Source organism: Ruegeria sp. CL6 (assembly GCF_056536465.1).
The window spans coordinates 460,516-480,939 of the sequence record NZ_JBQFPR010000004.1 but is presented as its reverse complement, the minus strand read 5'-3'; the positions used below and the strand labels follow the sequence as shown (position 1 = coordinate 480,939).

21 protein-coding genes are annotated in these 20,424 nt (G+C 58.7%); 15 read left to right on the top strand and 6 right to left on the bottom strand.

The annotated features are described in order from the left end of the window. Nucleotides 1-116 precede the first annotated feature (116 nt). From rpsM to ACR0LH_RS14390, 15 genes are all read left to right on the top strand, one after another. Nucleotides 117-485 carry a 30S ribosomal protein S13 gene (gene rpsM / locus ACR0LH_RS14460; protein WP_170377641.1) on the top strand — a complete coding sequence of 123 codons (369 nt, stop codon included), beginning with the start codon at nt 117-119 and terminating at the stop codon, nt 483-485. Between the two features lie 15 nt (nt 486-500). After that, nucleotides 501-890: a 30S ribosomal protein S11 gene (rpsK, locus tag ACR0LH_RS14455; RefSeq protein WP_008757289.1), complete on the top strand. Its 390-nt coding sequence runs from the start codon at nt 501-503 to the stop codon at nt 888-890. Between the two features lie 114 nt (nt 891-1,004). Beyond that, nucleotides 1,005-2,021 (top strand): DNA-directed RNA polymerase subunit alpha, encoded by a 1,017-nt coding sequence (locus ACR0LH_RS14450; RefSeq protein WP_058276312.1) that lies wholly within the window; start codon nt 1,005-1,007, stop codon nt 2,019-2,021. Between the two features lie 118 nt (nt 2,022-2,139). Next, nucleotides 2,140-2,562, top strand: coding sequence for a 50S ribosomal protein L17 (rplQ, locus tag ACR0LH_RS14445; RefSeq protein ID WP_170389941.1), 423 nt, complete (start codon nt 2,140-2,142; stop codon nt 2,560-2,562). Nucleotides 2,563-2,695: 133 nt separating this feature from the next. Continuing rightward, a complete protein-coding gene (locus tag ACR0LH_RS14440; RefSeq protein ID WP_480721508.1) occupies nt 2,696-4,009 on the top strand; it encodes a DUF3300 domain-containing protein in 1,314 nt (437 codons plus the stop codon). 1 nt (nt 4,010) lies between these two features. After that, nucleotides 4,011-4,901 carry a DUF2950 family protein gene (locus ACR0LH_RS14435; protein ID WP_480721507.1) on the top strand — a complete coding sequence of 297 codons (891 nt, stop codon included), beginning with the start codon at nt 4,011-4,013 and terminating at the stop codon, nt 4,899-4,901. A gap of 145 nt (nt 4,902-5,046) precedes the next feature. Continuing rightward, entirely contained in the window at nt 5,047-6,432 is a 1,386-nt protein-coding gene (locus ACR0LH_RS14430) for a trypsin-like peptidase domain-containing protein (RefSeq protein WP_480721505.1), read from the top strand. Between the two features lie 4 nt (nt 6,433-6,436). Beyond that, nucleotides 6,437-7,747, top strand: a complete 1,311-nt coding sequence (locus tag ACR0LH_RS14425) for a replication-associated recombination protein A (RefSeq protein WP_480721504.1) — start codon at nt 6,437-6,439, stop codon at nt 7,745-7,747. A gap of 109 nt (nt 7,748-7,856) precedes the next feature. Continuing rightward, nucleotides 7,857-8,900: an RluA family pseudouridine synthase gene (locus ACR0LH_RS14420; RefSeq protein ID WP_170699401.1), complete on the top strand. Its 1,044-nt coding sequence runs from the start codon at nt 7,857-7,859 to the stop codon at nt 8,898-8,900. Next, entirely contained in the window at nt 8,897-9,568 is a 672-nt protein-coding gene (locus ACR0LH_RS14415) for an HAD-IA family hydrolase (protein ID WP_480721502.1), read from the top strand. The genes ACR0LH_RS14420 and ACR0LH_RS14415 overlap by 4 nt, the downstream gene beginning before the upstream one ends. A gap of 4 nt (nt 9,569-9,572) precedes the next feature. Further along, the gene (locus tag ACR0LH_RS14410) at nt 9,573-10,280 is read left to right on the top strand and encodes an ATP12 family protein (RefSeq protein ID WP_170566059.1); all 708 of its coding nucleotides are present in this window, start codon (nt 9,573-9,575) and stop codon (nt 10,278-10,280) included. A 207-nt stretch (nt 10,281-10,487) separates the two neighbouring features. Beyond that, on the top strand, nt 10,488-11,504 hold the full coding sequence (locus tag ACR0LH_RS14405) for an amino acid ABC transporter substrate-binding protein (RefSeq protein WP_170389958.1): 1,017 nt from the start codon (nt 10,488-10,490) through the stop codon (nt 11,502-11,504). A 125-nt stretch (nt 11,505-11,629) separates the two neighbouring features. After that, nucleotides 11,630-12,898 (top strand): ABC transporter permease subunit, encoded by a 1,269-nt coding sequence (locus ACR0LH_RS14400; RefSeq protein ID WP_170389960.1) that lies wholly within the window; start codon nt 11,630-11,632, stop codon nt 12,896-12,898. 1 nt (nt 12,899) lies between these two features. Further along, nucleotides 12,900-14,204 (top strand): amino acid ABC transporter permease, encoded by a 1,305-nt coding sequence (locus tag ACR0LH_RS14395; protein ID WP_170566062.1) that lies wholly within the window; start codon nt 12,900-12,902, stop codon nt 14,202-14,204. Nucleotides 14,205-14,216: 12 nt separating this feature from the next. Further along, nucleotides 14,217-15,008, top strand: coding sequence for an amino acid ABC transporter ATP-binding protein (locus ACR0LH_RS14390; RefSeq protein WP_480534637.1), 792 nt, complete (start codon nt 14,217-14,219; stop codon nt 15,006-15,008). Between the two features lie 46 nt (nt 15,009-15,054). Here ACR0LH_RS14390 and ACR0LH_RS14385 read toward each other — a convergent pair whose 3' ends face one another. Genes ACR0LH_RS14385 through yidC form a run of 6 tightly spaced genes read right to left on the bottom strand, consistent with a single transcriptional unit; the run spans nt 15,055 to nt 20,394 of the window. Then, entirely contained in the window at nt 15,055-15,552 is a 498-nt protein-coding gene (locus ACR0LH_RS14385) for a SixA phosphatase family protein (protein ID WP_480721501.1), read from the bottom strand. After that, on the bottom strand, nt 15,549-16,235 hold the full coding sequence (locus ACR0LH_RS14380) for a ferredoxin (RefSeq protein ID WP_480721500.1): 687 nt from the start codon (nt 16,233-16,235) through the stop codon (nt 15,549-15,551). Before ACR0LH_RS14380 ends, ACR0LH_RS14385 begins: the two co-directional genes overlap by 4 nt. Nucleotides 16,236-16,256: 21 nt before the next feature. Continuing rightward, nucleotides 16,257-17,120, bottom strand: coding sequence for an acetylglutamate kinase (gene argB / locus ACR0LH_RS14375; protein ID WP_480721499.1), 864 nt, complete (start codon nt 17,118-17,120; stop codon nt 16,257-16,259). Between the two features lie 60 nt (nt 17,121-17,180). Further along, nucleotides 17,181-17,834 (bottom strand): ribosome biogenesis GTP-binding protein YihA/YsxC, encoded by a 654-nt coding sequence (gene yihA, locus ACR0LH_RS14370; protein ID WP_480721498.1) that lies wholly within the window; start codon nt 17,832-17,834, stop codon nt 17,181-17,183. Then, nucleotides 17,831-18,568, bottom strand: coding sequence for an MOSC domain-containing protein (locus ACR0LH_RS14365; RefSeq protein WP_480721497.1), 738 nt, complete (start codon nt 18,566-18,568; stop codon nt 17,831-17,833). Before ACR0LH_RS14365 ends, yihA begins: the two co-directional genes overlap by 4 nt. Next, complete coding sequence (yidC, locus tag ACR0LH_RS14360) at nt 18,565-20,394, bottom strand: membrane protein insertase YidC (protein ID WP_480721496.1); 1,830 nt, start codon at nt 20,392-20,394, stop codon at nt 18,565-18,567. Before yidC ends, ACR0LH_RS14365 begins: the two co-directional genes overlap by 4 nt. Between the last annotated feature and the right edge of the window lie 30 nt (nt 20,395-20,424).

The following is a 20,424-nucleotide window of genomic DNA, read 5'->3' as shown; positions in this document are numbered from 1 at the left end:
CCCAACTGCCCCGACCACCTCGAATAATGCTGGGCCCGCTGGCGACACTGCCAAGGTCAAGCGTTGTGAAAAAAGGTTCTGGAGCTACGGAACCGCAACGAAAAGGAAAGTGACACGTGGCACGTATTGCCGGCGTAAACATCCCGACTGCAAAGCGGGTACCTATCGCCCTCACATATATCACCGGTATCGGAAACACCTCGGCCAAAGCGATCTGCGAAGCCGTGGGCATTGAAGCGACTCGTCGCGTCAACGAACTGTCCGACGCCGAAGTTCTGAAAATTCGCGAGTTCATCGACGAAAACTTCACCGTCGAAGGCGACCTGCGCCGCGAAGTTCAGATGAACGTCAAGCGCCTGATGGACCTGGGCTGCTATCGCGGTCTGCGTCACCGCCGCAACCTGCCGGTTCGCGGTCAGCGCACCCACACCAACGCTCGTACCCGCAAAGGCCCCGCAAAGGCCATCGCTGGTAAGAAGAAATAAGGGAGGGTCTGACTGATGGCACGTGATAAGACTCGCGTTAAGCGCAAAGAGCGTAAGAACATCGCATCGGGCGTCGCCCATGTGAACTCGACCTTCAACAACACCAAGATCCTGATCTCGGACGTGCAGGGCAACGCCATCTCGTGGTCGTCTGCTGGCACCATGGGCTTCAAAGGATCGCGGAAATCCACCCCCTACGCCGCTCAGATGGCTGCAGAAGATGCAGGCAAAAAGGCGCAGGAACATGGCGTCAAGACGCTGGAAGTCGAAGTTCAGGGCCCCGGTTCGGGTCGTGAATCGGCTCTGCGTGCGCTGGCTGCAGTGGGCTTCAACATCACGTCGATTCGTGACGTGACCCCGATTGCTCACAACGGCTGCCGCCCGCCGAAGCGCCGCCGCGTCTAAGCGATTTTGAATTGAGCTGGGGCTGTGTTTTCGCACGGCCCCAGCACGTCATTTTGAACCTCGGGCGTCTGCACCTTGTTGGTCATGGGGCGCGGACAGGAATGGAGGGATTACATGATCCATAAGAATTGGGCAGAATTGATCAAGCCGACCCAGCTGGAAGGCAAGCCGGGTAACGACCCTGCGCGTCAGGCAACTCTGGTTGCCGAACCGCTGGAGCGTGGCTTCGGTCTGACTCTGGGCAACGCGCTGCGCCGCGTTCTGATGAGCAGCCTGCAAGGTGCCGCCATCACCAGCGTTCAGATCGACAACGTTCTGCATGAGTTTTCGTCGGTCGCAGGTGTCCGCGAAGACGTCACTGACATCATCCTGAACCTCAAGCAGGTTGCCCTGCGCATGGAAGTCGAAGGCCCCAAGCGCCTGTCGATCAATGCCAAAGGCCCAGCCGTTGTCACCGCAGGCGACATCAGCGAAAGCGCCGGCATCGAGGTTCTGAACCGCGATCACGTCATCTGCCACCTGGATGACGGCGCCGACCTGTTCATGGAACTGACCGTCAACACCGGTAAGGGCTACGTCTCGGCTGAGAAGAACAAGCCCGAAGATGCGCCTATCGGTCTGATCCCGATCGACGCGATCTATTCGCCGGTCAAGAAGGTTGCCTATGACGTTCAGCCGACCCGTGAAGGTCAGGTTCTGGACTATGACAAGCTGACCCTGAAGATCGAAACCGATGGTTCGATCACGCCGGAAGACGCGCTGGCCTTTGCCGCACGCATCCTGCAGGATCAGCTGTCGATCTTCGTCAACTTCGACGAGCCGGAATCGGCTGGCCGCCAGGACGAAGACGACGGTCTGGAGTTCAACCCGCTGCTGCTGAAGAAAGTGGACGAGCTGGAACTGTCGGTCCGTTCGGCAAACTGCCTGAAGAACGACAACATCGTTTACATCGGCGACCTGATCCAGAAAACCGAAGCCGAGATGCTGCGCACCCCGAACTTCGGCCGCAAGTCGCTGAACGAGATCAAAGAAGTGCTGTCCGGCATGGGTCTGCACCTCGGCATGGATGTCGAGGACTGGCCGCCCGACAACATCGAAGATCTGGCTAAGAAATTTGAAGACGCGTTCTAAGCGCGTCTTCCCCAATGCCCGGGCTGCCGGGGACTGTATGGGCACTTCCGCCCCAAGGAGAGCCGGTGACACGCATCGCCGGCCAGACAAAGCAAAAACGCAAGATAGGAATTGAACAATGCGTCACGCACGTGGTTACCGCCGCCTGAACCGTACTCATGAGCACCGCAAGGCTCTGTTTGCGAACATGGCTGGCTCGCTCATCGAGCATGAGCAGATCAAAACAACTCTGCCCAAGGCAAAAGAACTGCGCCCGATCATCGAAAAGCTGATCACTCTGGGCAAGCGCGGCGACCTGCACGCCCGTCGTCAGGCCGCAGCACGGCTGAAAGAAGACAAAGATGTCGCCAAGCTGTTCGACGTTCTGGGCCCCCGCTACGCCGAGCGTCAGGGCGGTTATGTCCGCATCCTGAAAGCAGGCTTCCGCTATGGCGACATGGCACCGATGGCGATCATCGAGTTTGTTGATCGTGATCTCGACGCCAAAGGCGCGGCTGATAAGGCGCGCGTTGCTGCTGAAGAAGCCGCAGACGAAGAATAAGAAAGCCCGTCTTTCTGAACGAAACCCCTGCGCCACAGGCGTGGGGGTTTTTTCGTTCTGGCGGCCCCAAAAGCGGATTTGTTGCCAGAATCATTAACTTGGGCGATCCTTGGTCCAATTGAAGGATCGCAATATGTTTAGATATCTTGTCTTAGTACTCGGACTTTGCGCACCCGTTTCTGTGTTCGCGCAGGAGGCATCGCAGGACGCGCAGGCCGACGGTACCCTTTTGACCGACGCCGAACTGCAAACGCTGGTCGCGCCGGTCGCGTTATATCCCGACACGTTGCTTATCCAGATATTCGTAGCGGCCACCCAACCGCTAGAGATCGTAAAGGCCGAGAGGTTCCTGCTGGACAATGCGGATCGTGATCCGACAGAGCTGGAGCCCGAGATCGACGCCATGGGATGGGATCCCTCCGTCAGTGTGCTGGCAACAGCCTTCCCCGAAGTCGTTGGGCAAATGGCCACGCATATCGACTGGACCGAGACTATGGGGACCGCGATGCTGGCGCAGTCCGATGACGTGATGGATGCCGTACAGGTCATGCGGGATCAGGCGATTGACAGCGGTGCGCTGATCTCGGGGCCGGAACAGACCGTTGAAGTGGCCGAAGACGAAACGGTTGTGATCACCCCGACAAACACGGAAACGGTTTACGTCCCGCAATATGATCCGCAGACCGTTTACACCGGCCCCTCGACCGGGGACGTAATCGGAACCGCTCTACTGACGTTCGGGGCGGTTGCCCTGATTGACGAAATCTTCGACGACGATGACGATTGGAATGACTATTGGGGCTGCCGGAATTGCGGTGGGTGGAATGGTCAGCCCATCGTCAGAAACCCCGATATCGACATTGATGTGGACGGCAATATCAATATTGGAAACGAGATCGACCGAGGCGACCGGACGGATATCGGCTGGACCCCGGACCCCGAGCGGAAAGAACAGGCGCGCGACAAGATTTCGGATCACAAAAGGCCCGAAGGCGGGCGTGCCGATCTACCTGTCAACCGACCGGAAGGGCGGACGGATGAGCTGCGAGCCAAGCTGAGCCGGGAGTCCGGTGCGGCGGATATCAGTCGTGATCGCGCCGCTGCTGTTGCAGCAGGGGCTGGCGCAGGGGCCGTGGCCGGAAGCGCGTTGGCCAACCGTGGCGGTGACAAGCAACTGCCAAAGGTGAACCGTGGCAACGTAGACGGGGACCGGGCCGCCGCCAAGCAGCAGGCCATTGACCGCACCAAGCAAAGGCCGGACGCCGTCAAGAAACCGGTCAAGCAGAAGCCGCAAAGCGTCAAGAAGCCTCAGGCCAAGAAACCGGCGACGACTCAGCGCAAGCCATCGGCCGCCAAGGGTGCGGCCATGAAAAAGAAATCCTCTGGTAATAGGGCCAAAAGCGCGTCGAAACGTGGACATGCGGCCAAGGGAGCACGGAGAAGGTAATATGCGCAAAGCGGTTGTTTCTGTAGTCTTTCTTCTCGCATCTGCTGGCTTGGCGATGTCCGAGGGCGCGCGATTTGACACGCCTCAGACGGCTCTGGACGCGTTTGTGGATGCTCTTAGGGCGGATGACCACAATGCTCTGCTGGAAATTTTTGGGCCTGAAGCCGAAGACCTGATCGGGTCCGGCGATCCTGCCGAAGACAAGCAAAGGCGGCGTGAGTTGCTGGCCATGTACGCCGAAGGCTATCGCTTTCAGCCCGAAGACGACGGGGTTGTGATCCTGTTGGGCGAGGATAGCTGGCCTTTCCCCATCCCGATCCTGCGCAGTGGAGAGGCTTGGCAGTTTGACATCGAAGCGGGCGCTGAAGAAATCGCCGCGCGTGAGATTGGTCTGAACGAGCTGGAAGTAATCGACCTGCTCGAAGCTTATGTTGATCTGCAGGCGGCGTTCCGACTGGTCGATCACAACGGCGATGGCGTCATGGAATTTGCGCGCACCATCATTGCCGATCCGGGTATGCGCAACGGGCTATTCTGGCCGGATGAGGACAGTTTCGTCGGGGCGGCCCTTGCAAGAGCCGCAGCATCCGGATGGAGCGATGGCGAAGCAGATTACGACGCTGAGCCGTTTCTTGGCTACTATTACACGATCCTGCAGGGGCAGGGGCCGAATGCCCCCGGTGGGGCTTATTCCTATATGGTCAGTGACAAGTTCGTGGCCGGCCACGCAATGCTTGCGGTTCCGGCGGATTATGGAGAGACGGGAATTCATTCGTTCCTGGTGGGCGAAAACGGGATCGTCTACGAGGCTGACCTGGGGCCGGAAACACTGGACCTGAGCGCAGACATCGAGACCTATGACCCCGGCCCTGATTGGTCACCGGTAGAATGACGCGCCGGTAGGGAACGCCGAGGCAACCTGCAACCCATCACAGCAGTCGCACTTAGCGACTGAAGCGGCCATCTTCGCGCGTCGACGCTTGCATTACGGCGCGCGGAGCCGCATATCCATCTGAGAATTGCAGGTCGAGGAAACAATGCTCCGCCCCTCTCTTTCCGCACTTTTCATAGCGTGTGCGTCTTTTGCTGCGGCAGAAACCCGTGTTCCCCAATCACAGGCCGAAATCTCATTGGGATTTGCGCCGGTCGTCAAGCAGGCGTCGCCGGCGGTCGTGAATATCTACGCCAAGATCATACGTCAGGGGCGTGCGAACACCCTATTCTCTGACCCGTTCTTTCAGGACTTTTTCGGTCGCGGGTTCTCGGAGCCTCGCCAACGGGTCCAGAATTCACTGGGGTCCGGTGTCATCCTGTCAGACGATGGCTACGTGGTGTCGAACTACCATGTCGTCGGAACGGCAACCGAGATTCGCGTCGTAACAACAGATCGCCGTGAATACTCGGCGCAGGTCGTGTTGGGTGACAAGGAAAGCGACATCGCCATTCTGCGGCTAGAGGATGCGACGGACCTGCCATACCTTCAAATGCGCGATTCCGATCAAGTCGAGGTTGGAGAGCTGGCATTGGCCATCGGAAACCCGTTCGGGGTCGGGCAGACCGTATCCTCGGGGATTATTTCAGGGCTGGCGCGCACGGGCACGGCAACCGGCAATGCACGCGGGTACTTCATCCAAACGGATGCTGCGATCAATCCGGGTAACTCGGGCGGTGCACTGATCGACGTGAACGGGGATCTTATCGGGATCAACACGTCTATCCTGACACGATCCGGTGGGTCGAACGGCATCGGCTTTGCTATCCCTGCAAATCTGGTGGCCGAGTTTCTTCGGCAAGCGCAATCCGGCAATGACAGCTTTGTAAGCCCCTGGGCAGGAATGGCCGGGCAGCACATGAGCGCCGACATCGCCGAGTCTCTGGGGCTTGTTATCCCACAGGGCGTCGTGATCTCGGACCTGCACGCGCTGAGCCCATTGGCCGAGGCCGGTTTGCGTGTCGGCGATGTTGTGACCCATGTTGACGGGGATGAGGTGAACTCACCCGCCGAGATGAAGTTTCGGATGTCTGTGGCGGGTGTCGGCGGTACATCGGTTCTTACCCTGTTGCGCGGCGACAGCAGCGCAGAGATTGAGATCGCGCTGATCAAAGCGCCGGAAACTCCGTCAGCGGACCAGACCACGCTGGGTGATCAAACGGTCATGCCCGGGCTGGAAGTGTCGCGCATCAATCCGGCGGTGATCTCGCGGATGGGTTTGCTGTTGTCGCAGACCGGGGTCGTCGTGGTCAATGCCGGTCCCTATGGAGGGCGTTCCGGTCTGCGCGCCGCGGACGTGATCAACAGCGTCAACGGTCAGAAAATTCAACATCCTGACGATCTGGTCGGCGCGCTAACTGATCCGGGCCGCAGGTTGCAGTTCGACATCCTGCGCGGTGGGCGCACCGTGTCTTTGCGGTTCCGATTGTGACGCAATGAGCGATCTGTTCGATACCGGGTCCACCCAGCCCGCGGCCAGCCCTCACCGGCCACTGGCGGATCGCCTGCGGCCGCAAGCGCTGTCCGAGGTGATCGGGCAGCAGCAGGTTCTGGGCCCGGACGCGCCATTGGGCGTCATGCTGGCGTCAGGTAGTTTGTCGAGCCTGATATTCTGGGGGCCGCCGGGTGTCGGTAAAACGACGATCGCGCGGTTGCTTGCACAGGAAACGGACCTGCATTTCGTTCAGATCAGCGCGATTTTTACCGGCGTACCGGACCTGAAAAAGGTGTTCGAGGCTGCGAAGATACGGCGTCAGAACGGGCAGGGCACGCTTTTGTTCGTGGATGAGATTCATCGGTTCAACAAGGCGCAGCAGGATGGGTTTCTTCCGCATATGGAAGACGGAACGATCCTGTTGGTCGGAGCCACGACCGAAAACCCCTCTTTTGAGCTGAACGCAGCCCTTCTGAGCCGGTCGCAAGTTCTGGTGCTCGAACGTCTGAGCCTGTCTGATCTGGAGCATCTGACCCAACGCGCGGAAAAAGAGCTGGGCCGGGCATTGCCGCTGACGGGTGCCGCGCGTGAAGCGCTTCAGGAAATGGCGGATGGTGACGGTCGGGCTTTGTTAAATCTGGTCGAACAGGTTGCGGCATGGCAGGTTGACGCGCCGTTGGACCCGGAAGCTTTGTCCACAAGACTGATGCGCCGGGCAGCAAAATACGACAAGTCCGGTGATGAACACTACAACTTGATCTCGGCGCTGCACAAATCAGTGCGGGGGTCCGACCCCGACGCGGCATTGTATTGGTTTGCGCGGATGCTAACGGGGGGCGAGGATCCTCGATATCTGGCGCGCCGGATCACTCGGATGGCGGTTGAGGATATCGGGTTGGCTGACCCACAGGCTCAGGCGATATGCCTGCAATCTTGGGAAACCTATGAACGTCTTGGCAGCCCGGAAGGGGAGCTGGCCTTGGCGCAGGCGCTGGTCTATCTGGCCTTGGCACCCAAGTCGAACGGGGCTTATGTGGGGTACAAAGCCGCCATGCGGCTGGCCAAACAATCCGGTAGCGAGCCTCCGCCCAAGCATATTCTGAATGCGCCGACATCCCTGATGAAGGATCAGGGCTATGGCGCGGGCTATGCCTATGACCACGACGCCGAAGATGGTTTCTCCGGTCAGAACTATTTCCCGGACGGCGTGCAGCGGCCGGATCTCTACCAGCCCGTCGAACGCGGCTTCGAGCGCGAGTTGAAAAAGCGGTTGGAGTACTTCGCGAAGCTTCGCGCGCAGCGCAACGGCTAACGCCTGCTTGACTCTTGCGGTCGAGCACGCCACAGACGCGCATGTTTTCTATGGCACTGAAAGACACGCATTTCGCACGGGATCACCGCGCGACGCAGGGGATATTGGCATGAGCGGCGTACAGATGATCACCGTGGCAGAAGGTGACGGAGACCAGCGGCTGGATCGCTGGCTGCGCCGTCTGTTCCCTCATGTCAGTCAGGGCCGTATCGAGAAGATGTGCCGCAAGGGTGAATTGCGTGTGGAAGGTGGCCGGGTCAAAGCCTCGACCCGGCTTGAGGCTGGACAAGTTGTGCGCGTCCCACCTTTGCCCGACGTCGATCACAAACCGGCCGAGGTCAAACGCCGGATTTCTGACGCGGACGCCAAGATGATCCAATCCTGCGTGATCTACCGCGACGATCACGTGCTGGCGCTGAACAAACCACATGGCTTGCCCGTGCAGGGCGGCAGCGGCCAGACCCGCCATGTTGACAGCCTGTCCGAAGCGCTGCGGTTTGGCTACGATGAAAACCCGCGGTTGGTTCATCGGCTAGACAAGGACACATCCGGCGTTCTGCTGATGGCTCGCACGCGCGAGGCCGCCAAGGGCCTGACCGCAGCCTTCCGCCACCGCGATACGCGCAAGATTTATTGGGCGTTGGTTGCCGGTGTGCCGACGCCGTATCTGGGCGAGATTAAGACCGGTCTGGTCAAGGCATCAGGCCACGGAAAGCAGGGCGAAGGCGAAAAGATGGTCGCCGTTCACCTGAATGAGGTCAACGACACACCCGGCGCGAAACGCGCGCATACGCTCTATGCCACACTTTACCGAGTGGCAGGGCGCGCCGCATGGGTGGCGATGGAGCCGATTACCGGTCGAACGCATCAGTTGCGGGCGCATATGGCCGCGATTGGGCATCCGATTATTGGTGATGGCAAGTATGGTGGCTCGGGTCAGGAAAACCTTGGCGACGGTTGGGGTGCGCAGCTCGGCGGGATCATCAGCAAAAAGCTGCACTTGCATGCTCGGCAGGCGTCGTTCCAGCATCCGGTGACGCGCAAGACGATCACTGTTAAGGCTCCGTTGCCGGATCATATGAAACACAGTTGGGACACGTTCGGCTGGGCCGAAGACCTGGCCGCCGACGACCCGTTTGAGGAACTGCAATGAGCGCACCGCTGCGTCTGGTGCTGTTCGATGTGGATGGCACTCTGGTCGACAGTCAGGGCAGTATCGTTGCCGCAATGACGGCCAGTTTCAACGCCTTGTCCCTGCCGGTTCCGGACCGGCAGGCCATTTTGTCCATCGTCGGGCTTTCTCTGCCGGTTGCCATTTCAGAACTCGCCAATGAACACGCAACTGAAGTCCAGCAACGGTTGGTCGATGGCTACAAGCAAGCCTACCACGCCCACCGTGTCGCGCAGGGCGCGGCCAGTTCGCCACTTTATCCCGGTGCGCGTGAGGTTATTGAGGCCCTGCACGCAATACCCGAGGTGCTGTTGGGCGTCGCTACGGGAAAATCCCAGCGTGGCCTTGACGCATTGATCGAAGCGCACGGGTTGGAGCGATATTTTGTGACGCGGCAGGTTGCAGATCACCACCCGTCAAAGCCTCACCCGTCAATGATCGAAACGGCGTGCGCGGAAACTGGCGTTGGGGCTGGCAACACGGTGATGATCGGGGACACGCGGTTCGATATGGATATGGCGCGCGCCGCTGGCGTTCCGGGCATCGGCGTAACCTGGGGCTATCACGACCGATCCGCCTTGGAGTCAGCGACCCGCATCATTGAAACCTTTGACCAATTGCCAAACGTGCTGAACGAAATCTGGGCCTGAAGATATGAGTGACTGGAAACCGAAACGATTCTGGACAGAAAGTTCGATTGTTGACGCTAAGGGCGGATATACAGTGGAACTAGACGGTCGAGGGGTCAAAACCCCCGCCAAGGCCGGGCTGATCGTGCCAACCCGTGCAATGGCGCAGGAAATCGCTGCGGAATGGGATGCGCAGGAAAAAGAAGTCGATCCGACAACGATGCCATTTACTCGATCTGCAAACGCAGCCATCGACAAAGTGCAACACCAGCACGCCGAGGTTGCAGACATGCTGGCCGACTACGGCGATTCGGACCTGCTATGCTATCGGGCAGCGCACCCGCAGGAGTTGCAGCAACGGCAGGCCGCGCAGTGGGATCCCGCGCTGGATTGGGCTGCCGTGGCGCTGTCTGCACGCCTTCTGCCCGTTGCCGGCGTTCTCCACCGGCCGCAGGACGCTTCTGCCTTGGCCGCGCTGCGTGAACGTGTCCATGATTTCAATGACTTTCAACTGGCAGCGTTTCACGATCTGGTCAGCCTGTCAGGGTCCTTGATCCTTGGATTTGCCGCAGCCACAGATTGGCGCGGCGCTGAGGAAATCTGGGAAATTTCCCGATTGGACGAGATATGGCAGATCGAACAGTGGGGCCATGACGATGAGGCGGACGCAGCGGCCGAGGTCAAAAAAGCCGCTTTCCTACACGCTAAACGGTTTTTTGACGTCTCGATTTGATCTCTGACGCCTGATTTTACGCCGCTCCTGCAAACATCTGCGGATCGACTTATCGTTTTCGCTGATCCGACCCTTGACGTTTGTTTATGATTGCGCCCAAACTCAAGCCCACTAAAGGGGAGACACCTTTGGGGAAACCTTTCTGGTGCCAAAGGTGCCGGACAGAACCGTCCTTTGATCTGGGCGGAAAATCAGGAAGAGGTAAAAATGAAAAAATCCGTAATCTTGGGCGTGGCAACCGTTGCCGGCCTGGCTGCTGGCGCAGCGGCAGCGGGGACTGTCGATGATGTCAAAGCGCGCGGTAAGCTGAACTGCGGTGTGACCACCGGTCTGGTTGGCTTTGCCGCACCCGACGCGAATGGCGAATGGCAAGGCTTTGACGTCTCGCTGTGCCGCGCAGTCGCTGCAGCCGTTCTGGGCGACGCAAGCGCCGTTGAATTCGTTCCGACCACCGGTAAGACACGCTTTACCGCGCTGGCCTCGGGCGAGATTGACATGCTGGCTCGTAACACCACCTGGACCTTCAGCCGCGACGTCGACCTGAAGTTTGAATTTACCGGTGTGAACTACTACGACGGTCAGGGCTTCATGGCACCCAAGGCGCTGGGCGTAAGCTCGGCCAAGGAACTGGACGGCGCCACCGTTTGTATCCAGACCGGCACCACCACCGAGCTGAACCTAGCGGACTTCTTCCGCTCGAACAACATCAGCTACGAACCGGTTCCGATCGAAACCAACGCCGAAGCGCAGCAGCAGTACCTGGCTGGCGCTTGTGACGTTTACACCACAGACGCTTCGGGCCTGGCCGCAACCCGCGCCACGTTCGAGAACCCCGGTGATCACGTCCTGCTGCCAGAAATCATCTCGAAAGAGCCTCTGGGCCCGCTGGTCCGTCACGGCGATCACGAGTGGGGCGACGTTGTCCGCTGGACTCTGAACGCGCTGGTCTCGGCTGAAGAACTGGGCGTAACATCGGCCAACATCGATGAGATGGCGGCTGGCACTGACAACCCCGAGATCAATCGTCTGCTGGGCAGCGAAGGCACGCTGGGCGAAATGCTGGGTCTGGACGCAGATTGGGCCAAGCGCGCGATCAAAGCGGGCGGCAACTACGGTGAAGTCTTTGCCAAGAACATCGGCGAAGAAACTCCGATCGGTCTGGCGCGCGGCCTGAACGCGCAGTGGACTGATGGCGGCCTGCTGTACGCACCGCCTTTCCGCTAAAATCTACGGGAAAGGGCGCGGGGCAACCTGCGCCCTTTTTCATTCCATAAGAAACACGCCCGGATAGATTTGAGCAGGGAAAAACCTTGCCGAGCACCCGGGATGCACGGGGAAAAACATAGGTCATGACGACTCTCACTGACCCGCCAAAGGAGCAGTTCCGGCTGTCCATGCTCCTTTACGATACGCGGTATCGATCTGCGACCATTCAGGTCATTGCTCTGATCGGTTTCATGCTTCTGGCAGCCTGGATCATTTCCAATACCATTCAGAACCTCGAGGCTCTGGGCAAACCGGTTGAGTTCGGTTTCTTCGGAGAACCGGCGAGCTATGACATCAACCAACGTCTGCTGGAATACGACTCGCGCGACAGCCATCTGCGCGCGGCCTTTATCGGCCTGCTGAACACGCTGGTTGTGGCTGTTCTTGGCTGTATCACGGCCACTATCGTCGGTGTTCTGGTCGGCGTCCTGCGCCTGTCGAACAACTGGCTGATTGCCCGGATCATGACCGTCTATGTCGAGATGTTCCGCAACGTGCCGGTTTTGCTGTGGATCGTTCTGGCGATGGCCATTCTGATCGAAAGCCTGCCCGCGCCAAGGGCGTTCCGGGGCGAAGATCCCGAGGCGACGATGAAACTGTTCGACTCGGTCGCGATCACGAACCGCGGGGTCTATATCCCCGAGTTTCTGTTCTCGCGCAGCCTGGGAGACATTCACCTGTTCGGTGCGTCAAGCCTGCGGTTTGATGTGTCGTTGGACCTGATTGCTGTCCTGATCGTGCTGGGTGGTAGTATTTTCACCATGCGCAAAGTGTCGGCATGGGCACAGGCAAAACAGGAATCCACCGGCGATCGGCCGAAGATTTGGCACATCCAGCTTGGTATTCTCTTTGTGCCGATGATTATCCTGCTGAGTGTTCTGGGTTTCCACCTCGGTTACCCGGAATTGAAGGGGTTCAACTTCTCGGGCGGGACGCATATGCGTAACTCGCTGATTGCGCTGTGGCTGGCCTTGTCGCTGTACACGGCAGCCTTCATCGCCGAGATCGTGCGCGCTGGTATTCTGGCCATCTCGAAGGGCCAGACCGAAGCCGCATCTGCGCTGGGCCTGCGCCCGGGTCGCACGATGCGACTGGTGATCCTGCCACAGGCGCTGCGGGTGATCATCCCGCCGATGATCTCGAACTATCTGAACCTGACCAAGAACTCGTCGCTGGCGATCGCGGTTGGATATATGGACATCACGGGTACGTTGGGTGGCATCACCATGAACCAGACCGGCCGCGAGCTGGAATGTGTTCTGCTGCTGATGCTGGTTTACCTGTCCATCTCGCTGAGCATTTCGGCTGTGATGAACTGGTACAACAACCGTGTCAAACTGGTGGAGCGGTAATATGAGTGATGTTTCATTTGTCCGCACGGAAATGTTGCCGGAACAGGCACCACCCGCTTCCGAGGTCGGCTTGCTTGGGTGGGTCAAGCACAACCTGTTCTCAAGCTGGTTCAACTCGATCCTGACGTTGGTGTCGCTCTATGCGATCTACTACGTTCTGGCCGGCGTTTTACCTTGGATATTCCAGTCAGTCTGGAACGCCGATTCGCTGAACGAATGTCGTGAGATTATGATGGCCAATTGGGGTTCGACGCATGGTCACGCATGTTGGGCTGTGATCAATGACCGTTGGCTGCAGCTGTTGTTCGGTTTCTATCCAAGCCATCTGTACTGGCGCCCGATCGTTTCCTTGCTGCTGCTGTTGGTGGCGCTGGCTCCGGTGCTGTATTCGGATCGTGTTCCTACCAAGATGCTGATCTTTTCGGCGATCTACCCCTTCCTGATGCCTTGGCTGATGTGGGGCGGAACCATCTGGGGGCCGGTATCGGCTGCGCTGGGTTTTGTCGTCGGTTGGGGTGTCTACACCATCTTCAGCAAACAACTGAGCAACCTGATCGGCATCATCCTTGCGGTTGCGGCTGCCGTGATATGGTGGCTGGTGATCTCAAGCTTCTTCACCAGCGCTATGGCCTCGATCATCCCGATCAGCATCGAAGCGGTGGAAAGCCGTCAGTTCGGGGGCTTCATGCTGGCGATCCTGCTGGGCGTTGTGGCAATCGGTGTCTCGCTGCCCATCGGCGTCGTACTGGCGCTGGGCCGCCAGTCCGACCTGCTGATCGTCAAGTACCTGTGCGTGGGCTTTATCGAGTTCATTCGTGGCGTGCCGCTGATCACTCTGTTGTTCGTGGCGTCGTTGCTTTTGAACCTGTTCCTGCCGCCGGGCACCAACTTTGACATCATCCTGCGGGTGATGATCATGATGACCCTGTTCTCGGCCGCGTACATGGCTGAGGTGATCCGGGGTGGCTTGGCTGCTTTGCCGCGCGGTCAGTACGAAGGGGCCGACAGTCTGGGCCTGAACTACTGGCAGGCACAGCGACTGATCATCATGCCGCAAGCCCTGAAAATCTCAATTCCGGGCATCGTGAGCACATTCATCGGGATCTTCAAGGATACGACTCTGGTGTCGATTATCGGGCTGTTCGACGTAATCGGATTGGCATCCGCCATCCGTGCCGACACCGCCTGGAACGGCATCTACTGGGAACTGTTCGCGTTCATCGCGGCACTGTTCTTCGTCGTCTGCTTCTCCATGTCCCGTTATTCCATGTATCTGGAGCGCAAGCTTCAGACTGGCCATCGTTAAGGAGTTCAACACATGTCTGAACTTGCAATCGAACGCGAAATCGACCGCTCTAAAATGCAGGTGAGCGACGAGGTCGCCATTGAAATCAGCAACATGAACAAGTGGTACGGATCGTTCCACGTGCTGCGCGACATTAATCTGACCGTCAATCAGGGCGAGCGGATCGTGATCGCGGGGCCGTCGGGGTCGGGTAAGTCCACCTTGATCCGCTGTCTGAACGCGCTGGAAGAACACCAGCAGGGTACGATCGTCGTGGATGGGACCGAGTTGTCGAATGACCTCAAGAACATCGACAAGATCCGGTCCGAGGTTGGGATGGTGTTCCAGCACTTCAACCTGTTCCCGCACCTGACCATTCTGGAGAACTGCACTCTGGCCCCGATCTGGGTGCGCAAGACGCCCAAGAAAGAGGCCGAAGAGCGCGCGATGCATTTCCTGGAAAAGGTGAAAATCCCGGATCAGGCGCTGAAATATCCCGGTCAGTTGTCGGGTGGTCAGCAGCAACGTGTGGCGATTGCGCGCTCGCTCTGCATGATGCCTCGGATCATGTTGTTCGATGAACCGACATCAGCGCTGGACCCGGAAATGATCAAAGAGGTGCTCGACACCATGATCGAACTGGCCGAGGAAGGCATGACCATGCTGTGCGTCACGCACGAGATGGGCTTTGCCCGTCAGGTCGCCAACCGCGTGATCTTTATGGATGCCGGTCAGATCGTGGAGCAGAACGAACCAGAGGAGTTCTTCAACAACCCACAGAGCGAGCGAACCAAGCTGTTCCTCAGCCAAATCCTGGGTCACTGATCTGGTCGAAAATTACGAAAGGGCGGGGCTTTGGCCTCGCCTTTTTCTATTCCAGAAGCTCGCGTGGGGTGACAAAGCCCAGAACATCTCCGCTGTGCCAGTCGATATCGGACCAGTCGGTGATATCGAATTGGATCACGGTCGTCGCGCATGTGGGGTAGTCCTGAAAACGAAGGTTCTCTGGTACGTTATGCACGATCCGATGGGCGAATTCGGCGATTCCGGGGTTGTGACCCAGCATCAGCACCGTTGGTTCAGTCGCGCCCGACAATTCGTTCAACATGTCCTCGGGGTCGGCGTGATAGAGTGATCGATGCAAGCAAACCTTGTCGGCCTGCAAATCCATCCGATCCCAAGTCTCACGCGTTCGGGCCGAGCTGGAGCACAGCACCTCATCCGGCAGCCAGCCGTTATCGCGCAGCCAAGCTGCAATAGCCGGCGCGGATTTTCGGCCGCGTTTGTTCAGTGGCCTGTCATGATCTGCCAGCGTCGGACTATTCCAACTGGATTTTGCGTGACGCATTAGGATCAAGGTTAAGCTCATGAGGGATGAAAGGCCTTCATGTGATGCGAAGATTGTTCAGGGTCCCGTCCGGCCCCGGCACTGAGCGGACATGACAGCCGCACGAGGCAGCCGCCCGTCATGCAGGTCTGCCCGGCGTCAGTCGACAGATGGGCGTGACAGGAGGATACGTTGTAGAAATCCTTGTCACTCAGGGCACCGACGGGGCATGCGCTGGTGCAGGGGGCAGGGCAGTCGGAACATGGCGATGTGTCAGGGGCTTCGGGGATGCGGAATTCATGCGAGAAATGCAGCGCCCCGCGGAAGGATATCATCATGCCCACCGTGTCGTGCACCAACGCGCCTACCGGACTGCTGAATGTTCGGCCAGATTTCAGCGCCCAATCGATAAAGGGTGCGTAAGGCGGGCCGCCAAAAGGGAAATATGCCCGAGCGCCCAATTCCTGCGCCAATTGCCCAACCACCCGCAGGGACCACCTGTCCACCGGATCATCACCCGCCCATTCAGGCGCAGATTTCAGGGTCGGCCAGAATTCAGGGCCAGCGCCCAGAAGAACAAGGGTACCCGCATCCAGATCCTTTGCGCCGCTCACACGCGGATGGGTCGCGCCCATGAGGATCAGCCCGGTGCCCCTCGCGGCTTGTTCGACATGTTCATAGCTGGCAAGCGACGCTTCTGAGGAGTTTGGGGGATGGGCTTCCATGTCTCCTCCGGTGCCAAAGGGTCAGTCTGGGCGGATCAGCGATCCGGCGCCGTGCTCTGTAAACAGTTCCAGCAAAACGGCATTGGGCGCACGGCCATCCAGAATGACGACTGCCCGCACGCCGTTATGCAACGCGTCCAATGCTGTTTCCGTCTTGGGGATCATGCCGCCCGCGATTGTACCATCCAGTGTCATTTCGCGGATTTGCCCGGCCTTCAGTTCGGTCACAACGTCTCCGGCCGCGTTTTTGACGCCTGAGACATCCGTAAGCAGCAATAGGCGATCTGCCTTCAGCGCCGAAGCGATGGCCCCGGCAGCGGTGTCTCCGTTGACATTGAACGTCTCGCCCTCACGCCCTGCGCCCAGCGGCGCGATCACCGGGATCACGTCGTGCGAGAACAAATCGTGCAGAATCTTGGGGTTCATTTCGGACGGAGACCCGACAAAACCCAGCGTGGGATCGGCCTGATCACAGATCATCAGGTTGGCGTCCTTGCCCGACAGCCCAACGGCGGTTCCGCCCTGTCCATTGATCGCCTGAACGATACGCTTGTTTACAAGGCCAGACAGAACCATCTCGACCACTTCCACGGTGGCCTTGTCCGTCACCCGCTTGCCGTTCACAAAATCGGATTGGATGTCCAGCCTGTCCAGCATGGCGTTGATCATTGGCCCGCCGCCATGCACGATAACGGGGTTCACACCCACCTGGCGCATCAGAACCACATCGCGGGCAAAGCTTTCCATTGCCTCGTCGCTGCCCATCGCGTGGCCGCCCAGCTTTATTACGACAATCGCGCCGTCGTAGCGCTGCAAATACGGCAATGCGCTGTTCAATGTTGCTGCGGTTGCGATCCAGTCCCGGTTCATATCTCGTGTCTTCATGGCTGCTGTTCCTCTGAGGCCCCGTGTTAGGACCTTTGCCCCGCGCTGCCAAGGGTGAAGCTATTCCAAATTGGCGATGATCGAGCGGAGAGTGGGGATGCCATCCCCCTTTTCTGACGACGTCAGAACGATCTCCGGGAATGCCGCCGGGTGTTTGGACAATGCGCCGCGCACCTGACCCAGAACTTTTTCACGGTCGTTGGCCTTGACCTTGTCAGCCTTGGTCAACACGCATTGAAAAGTCACGGCGCTGGTGTCCAGCAGCTTCATGATGTCGGCGTCGACGGGTTTTACCCCATGGCGCGAGTCAATGAGGACAAAGGCCCGGCGCAGGGTCTGGCGGCCACTCAGATACTGCTTCAGAAGCCGCTGCCACTTTTCCACCACCTTGAGCGGCGCGTTGGCATAGCCATAACCCGGCAAGTCAACCAGATACAGCTCGGGACCTTGGGTGAAAAAGTTGATCTCTTGTGTCCGACCCGGCGTGTTCGAGGCACGGGCCAGACCCTTGGTGCCGGTTAGCGCGTTGATCAGGCTGGACTTGCCGACGTTGGAACGACCGGCAAAGCAGACCTCCAGCCGGTCCGGGGCAGGCAGGCCGTTCATCGCCACAACGCCTTTGACAAATTCAGACGGGCCGGCAAAAAGTTTGCGCCCGCGCTCAAGCGAGAATTCGTCTGGTGTCTCAGCAAGGGGGAAAGGAAGCGTTGTCATAGCACCTGCACCGTGTCGCCTATTTTTATTTCTCCACCTCGGATCACCTCGGCGTAAACGCCGAATTCCTGATGGTTCCAACTGTTCAGCGCGCCCAGGGTATCCGCGTCCCGTTTGCCGGTGTCCGGGTTTGCGGTTGTGGCCAGACAGCGTGTGATCCGCTCACGCACGTGGAGCACCGCCTGTCCGATCTGAACCTCGCGACCCAGCCATTCACTTTCCTCCCACAGGGGCAGGCCGTCGAACCATATGTTGCCGCGCCAGCGTTTGATGGACAACTCCTTGCCCAGTTTCTGCTGAACCGCCCGGTGCGAGGCCATGTTGCACAGGCTGACCGATGGAAAGTCACTGTCGGTCATTCCCCGTCCGGGTACGCGGACAATACGCACAGAGGCGGCACGGTCGGCCGGCATCAAAGGTTTCACCCATTCAAGGAACGCATCTTGTTCCGTGTCCGGCTGAAAACTCAGATCAGGGCGCTGGGGGTGGCTGAGCGCGACCGTATCACCTGTCAGCCTGGCCGTGATTGCCATCAACTGCGGCGCCTTGGCACCACGGCTGAAATTCGCACAAGGTGCCCAATCCGAGCCGTCAACTTTGGACGCCTCATGCGCGACCGCCCAAACACGATCCCCGGGCATGGTCTGCCCGGGGTTCAGTGTTACGGTTTCGACAGCCTCATGGCCGTGGCTTTTAATGGGATGCCGCCAGAGGCTGGTTACTTCTGCCGTCATTTGTCATCCGTCTTCGGTGTGCGTTTGAAGCTGGACTTGATATTGCCAAACACGTCGGGCTTATAACCCTGGCTTCTCATGATCAGGTATTGCTGAGTGAACGTGATCGTGTTGTTCGCGATCCAGTAAACCACCAGCCCGCTGGCAAAGCTGCCCAGCATGAACATGAACACCCATGGCATCCAGGCAAAGATCATCGCCTGAGTCGGATCGGTTGGTGCCGGATTCAGCTTTTGCTGCAGCCACATCGAGATACCCAGCAACAGCGGTAGGATACCAATGAAGACCAGCGCCATCAGCGTGTCAGGCTGCGGGCCGCCCCAGGGCAGCAGGCCAAACAGGTTCATGATCGAGGTCGGATCAGGTGCGCTCAGGTCTTGGAACGGGCCAAACCACGGGGCTTGACGCAGTTCGATCGTCACGAAGATCACCTTATACAGCGAGAAGAAGATCGGGATCTGCATCAGGATCGGTAGACAGCCTGCGGCGGGGTTCACCTTTTCCTTCTTGTACAGTTCCATCATGCCCTGCTGCATCTTCTGGCGGTCGTCGCCTGCAGCCTCTTTCAGAGCTTCCATCTGCGGCTGCAGTTCCTTCATCTTCGCCATCGAGACGTAAGATTTGAACGCCAGCGGGAACAGGATCGCCTTGATGATCAGCGTCAGGCCGATAATGGACCAGCCCATGTTGCCGATCAGCGCATTGATGTTGTGCAGCAGCCAGAAGATCGGCTTGGTCAGGAAGTAGAACCAGCCCCAGTCGATGCTGTCGATGAATTTCTGAACGCCGTCGGCCTGATATTCCCGAATGGTTTCCCATTCCTTTGCGCCAGCAAAAAGCTGCGTGGTTACCTTTTCGGTAGCGTTAGGCGCCACTGTGAGCGTCGGCAGAACCGTCTCGGTCTGATAGATTTTGCGGCGCGCGTCATACTTCGCGGCGGCTTTGAAGGCCGAGCCTTCCTCGGGGATCAGGGTGGTCATCCAGTAGTGATCGGTAAACCCGATCCAACCGCCTTCTTTGACTTGGAAAACCTCGGCTTGCGCGCGTTCATTTGGGTCAATGTCGAAATCGCGGACATCGCCATAGTCGATCTCATCCAGAACGCCGTCGGCCATAACCATCACGCCTTCATGCAGGATGAAAAAGTTCTTTAGCTCGGGCAGATCGCCGTCCTCGCCGATGCCGTGGCGGGCCAGAATACCGTAGGGCGCCATGCCGACTTCGGCCTGGGTATTGTTTTCAACGGATTGCGTGACCTCGAACATATAGTTCTCGTCCACCGAGATCATGCGGCGGAAGGTCAGGCCGTTTCCATTGTCCCACTTCAAGGTGACCGGAGTGTCGACGCCCAGTGTTTCGCCTTCTTCGACGGTCCACAGAGTGTTTGGACCCGGAACGTCGGACCCCGTGACACCTGCACCCGGTGCCCATCCGTAAAGGGCGTAATAAGCGGACTCGGAACCAACCGGAGACAGAAGTTCAACAATCGGAGCACCGTCTTCGATCGAAACCTTGTAGTCCTTCAGGAATAGCTCATCGATGCGACCGCCCGACAGGGACAGGCTGCCCTCAAGTCGAGGTGTGTCGATCTGAACCCTTGGGGCTTGTGCCTCGGGCAGGGCTTCCTCGGCGGTGGCGGTCGCTTCACCCGCGGTCCCGGTTCCTGCAGCGCTGGGTGTCTGAACCTCGTTGGCCTCAGTTGCGCTGATTTCGCTCTGATCGGTCGAAGTCACTTGTTCGGGCGGCGGGAACAGCACGAACCAAATGAGGATCACGACAAAGCTGAGCGCGGTTGCGAGGATGAGATTCTTATTCTGATCGTCCATCTGGGACAGCCACCTTAAGCAGTGAAAGAC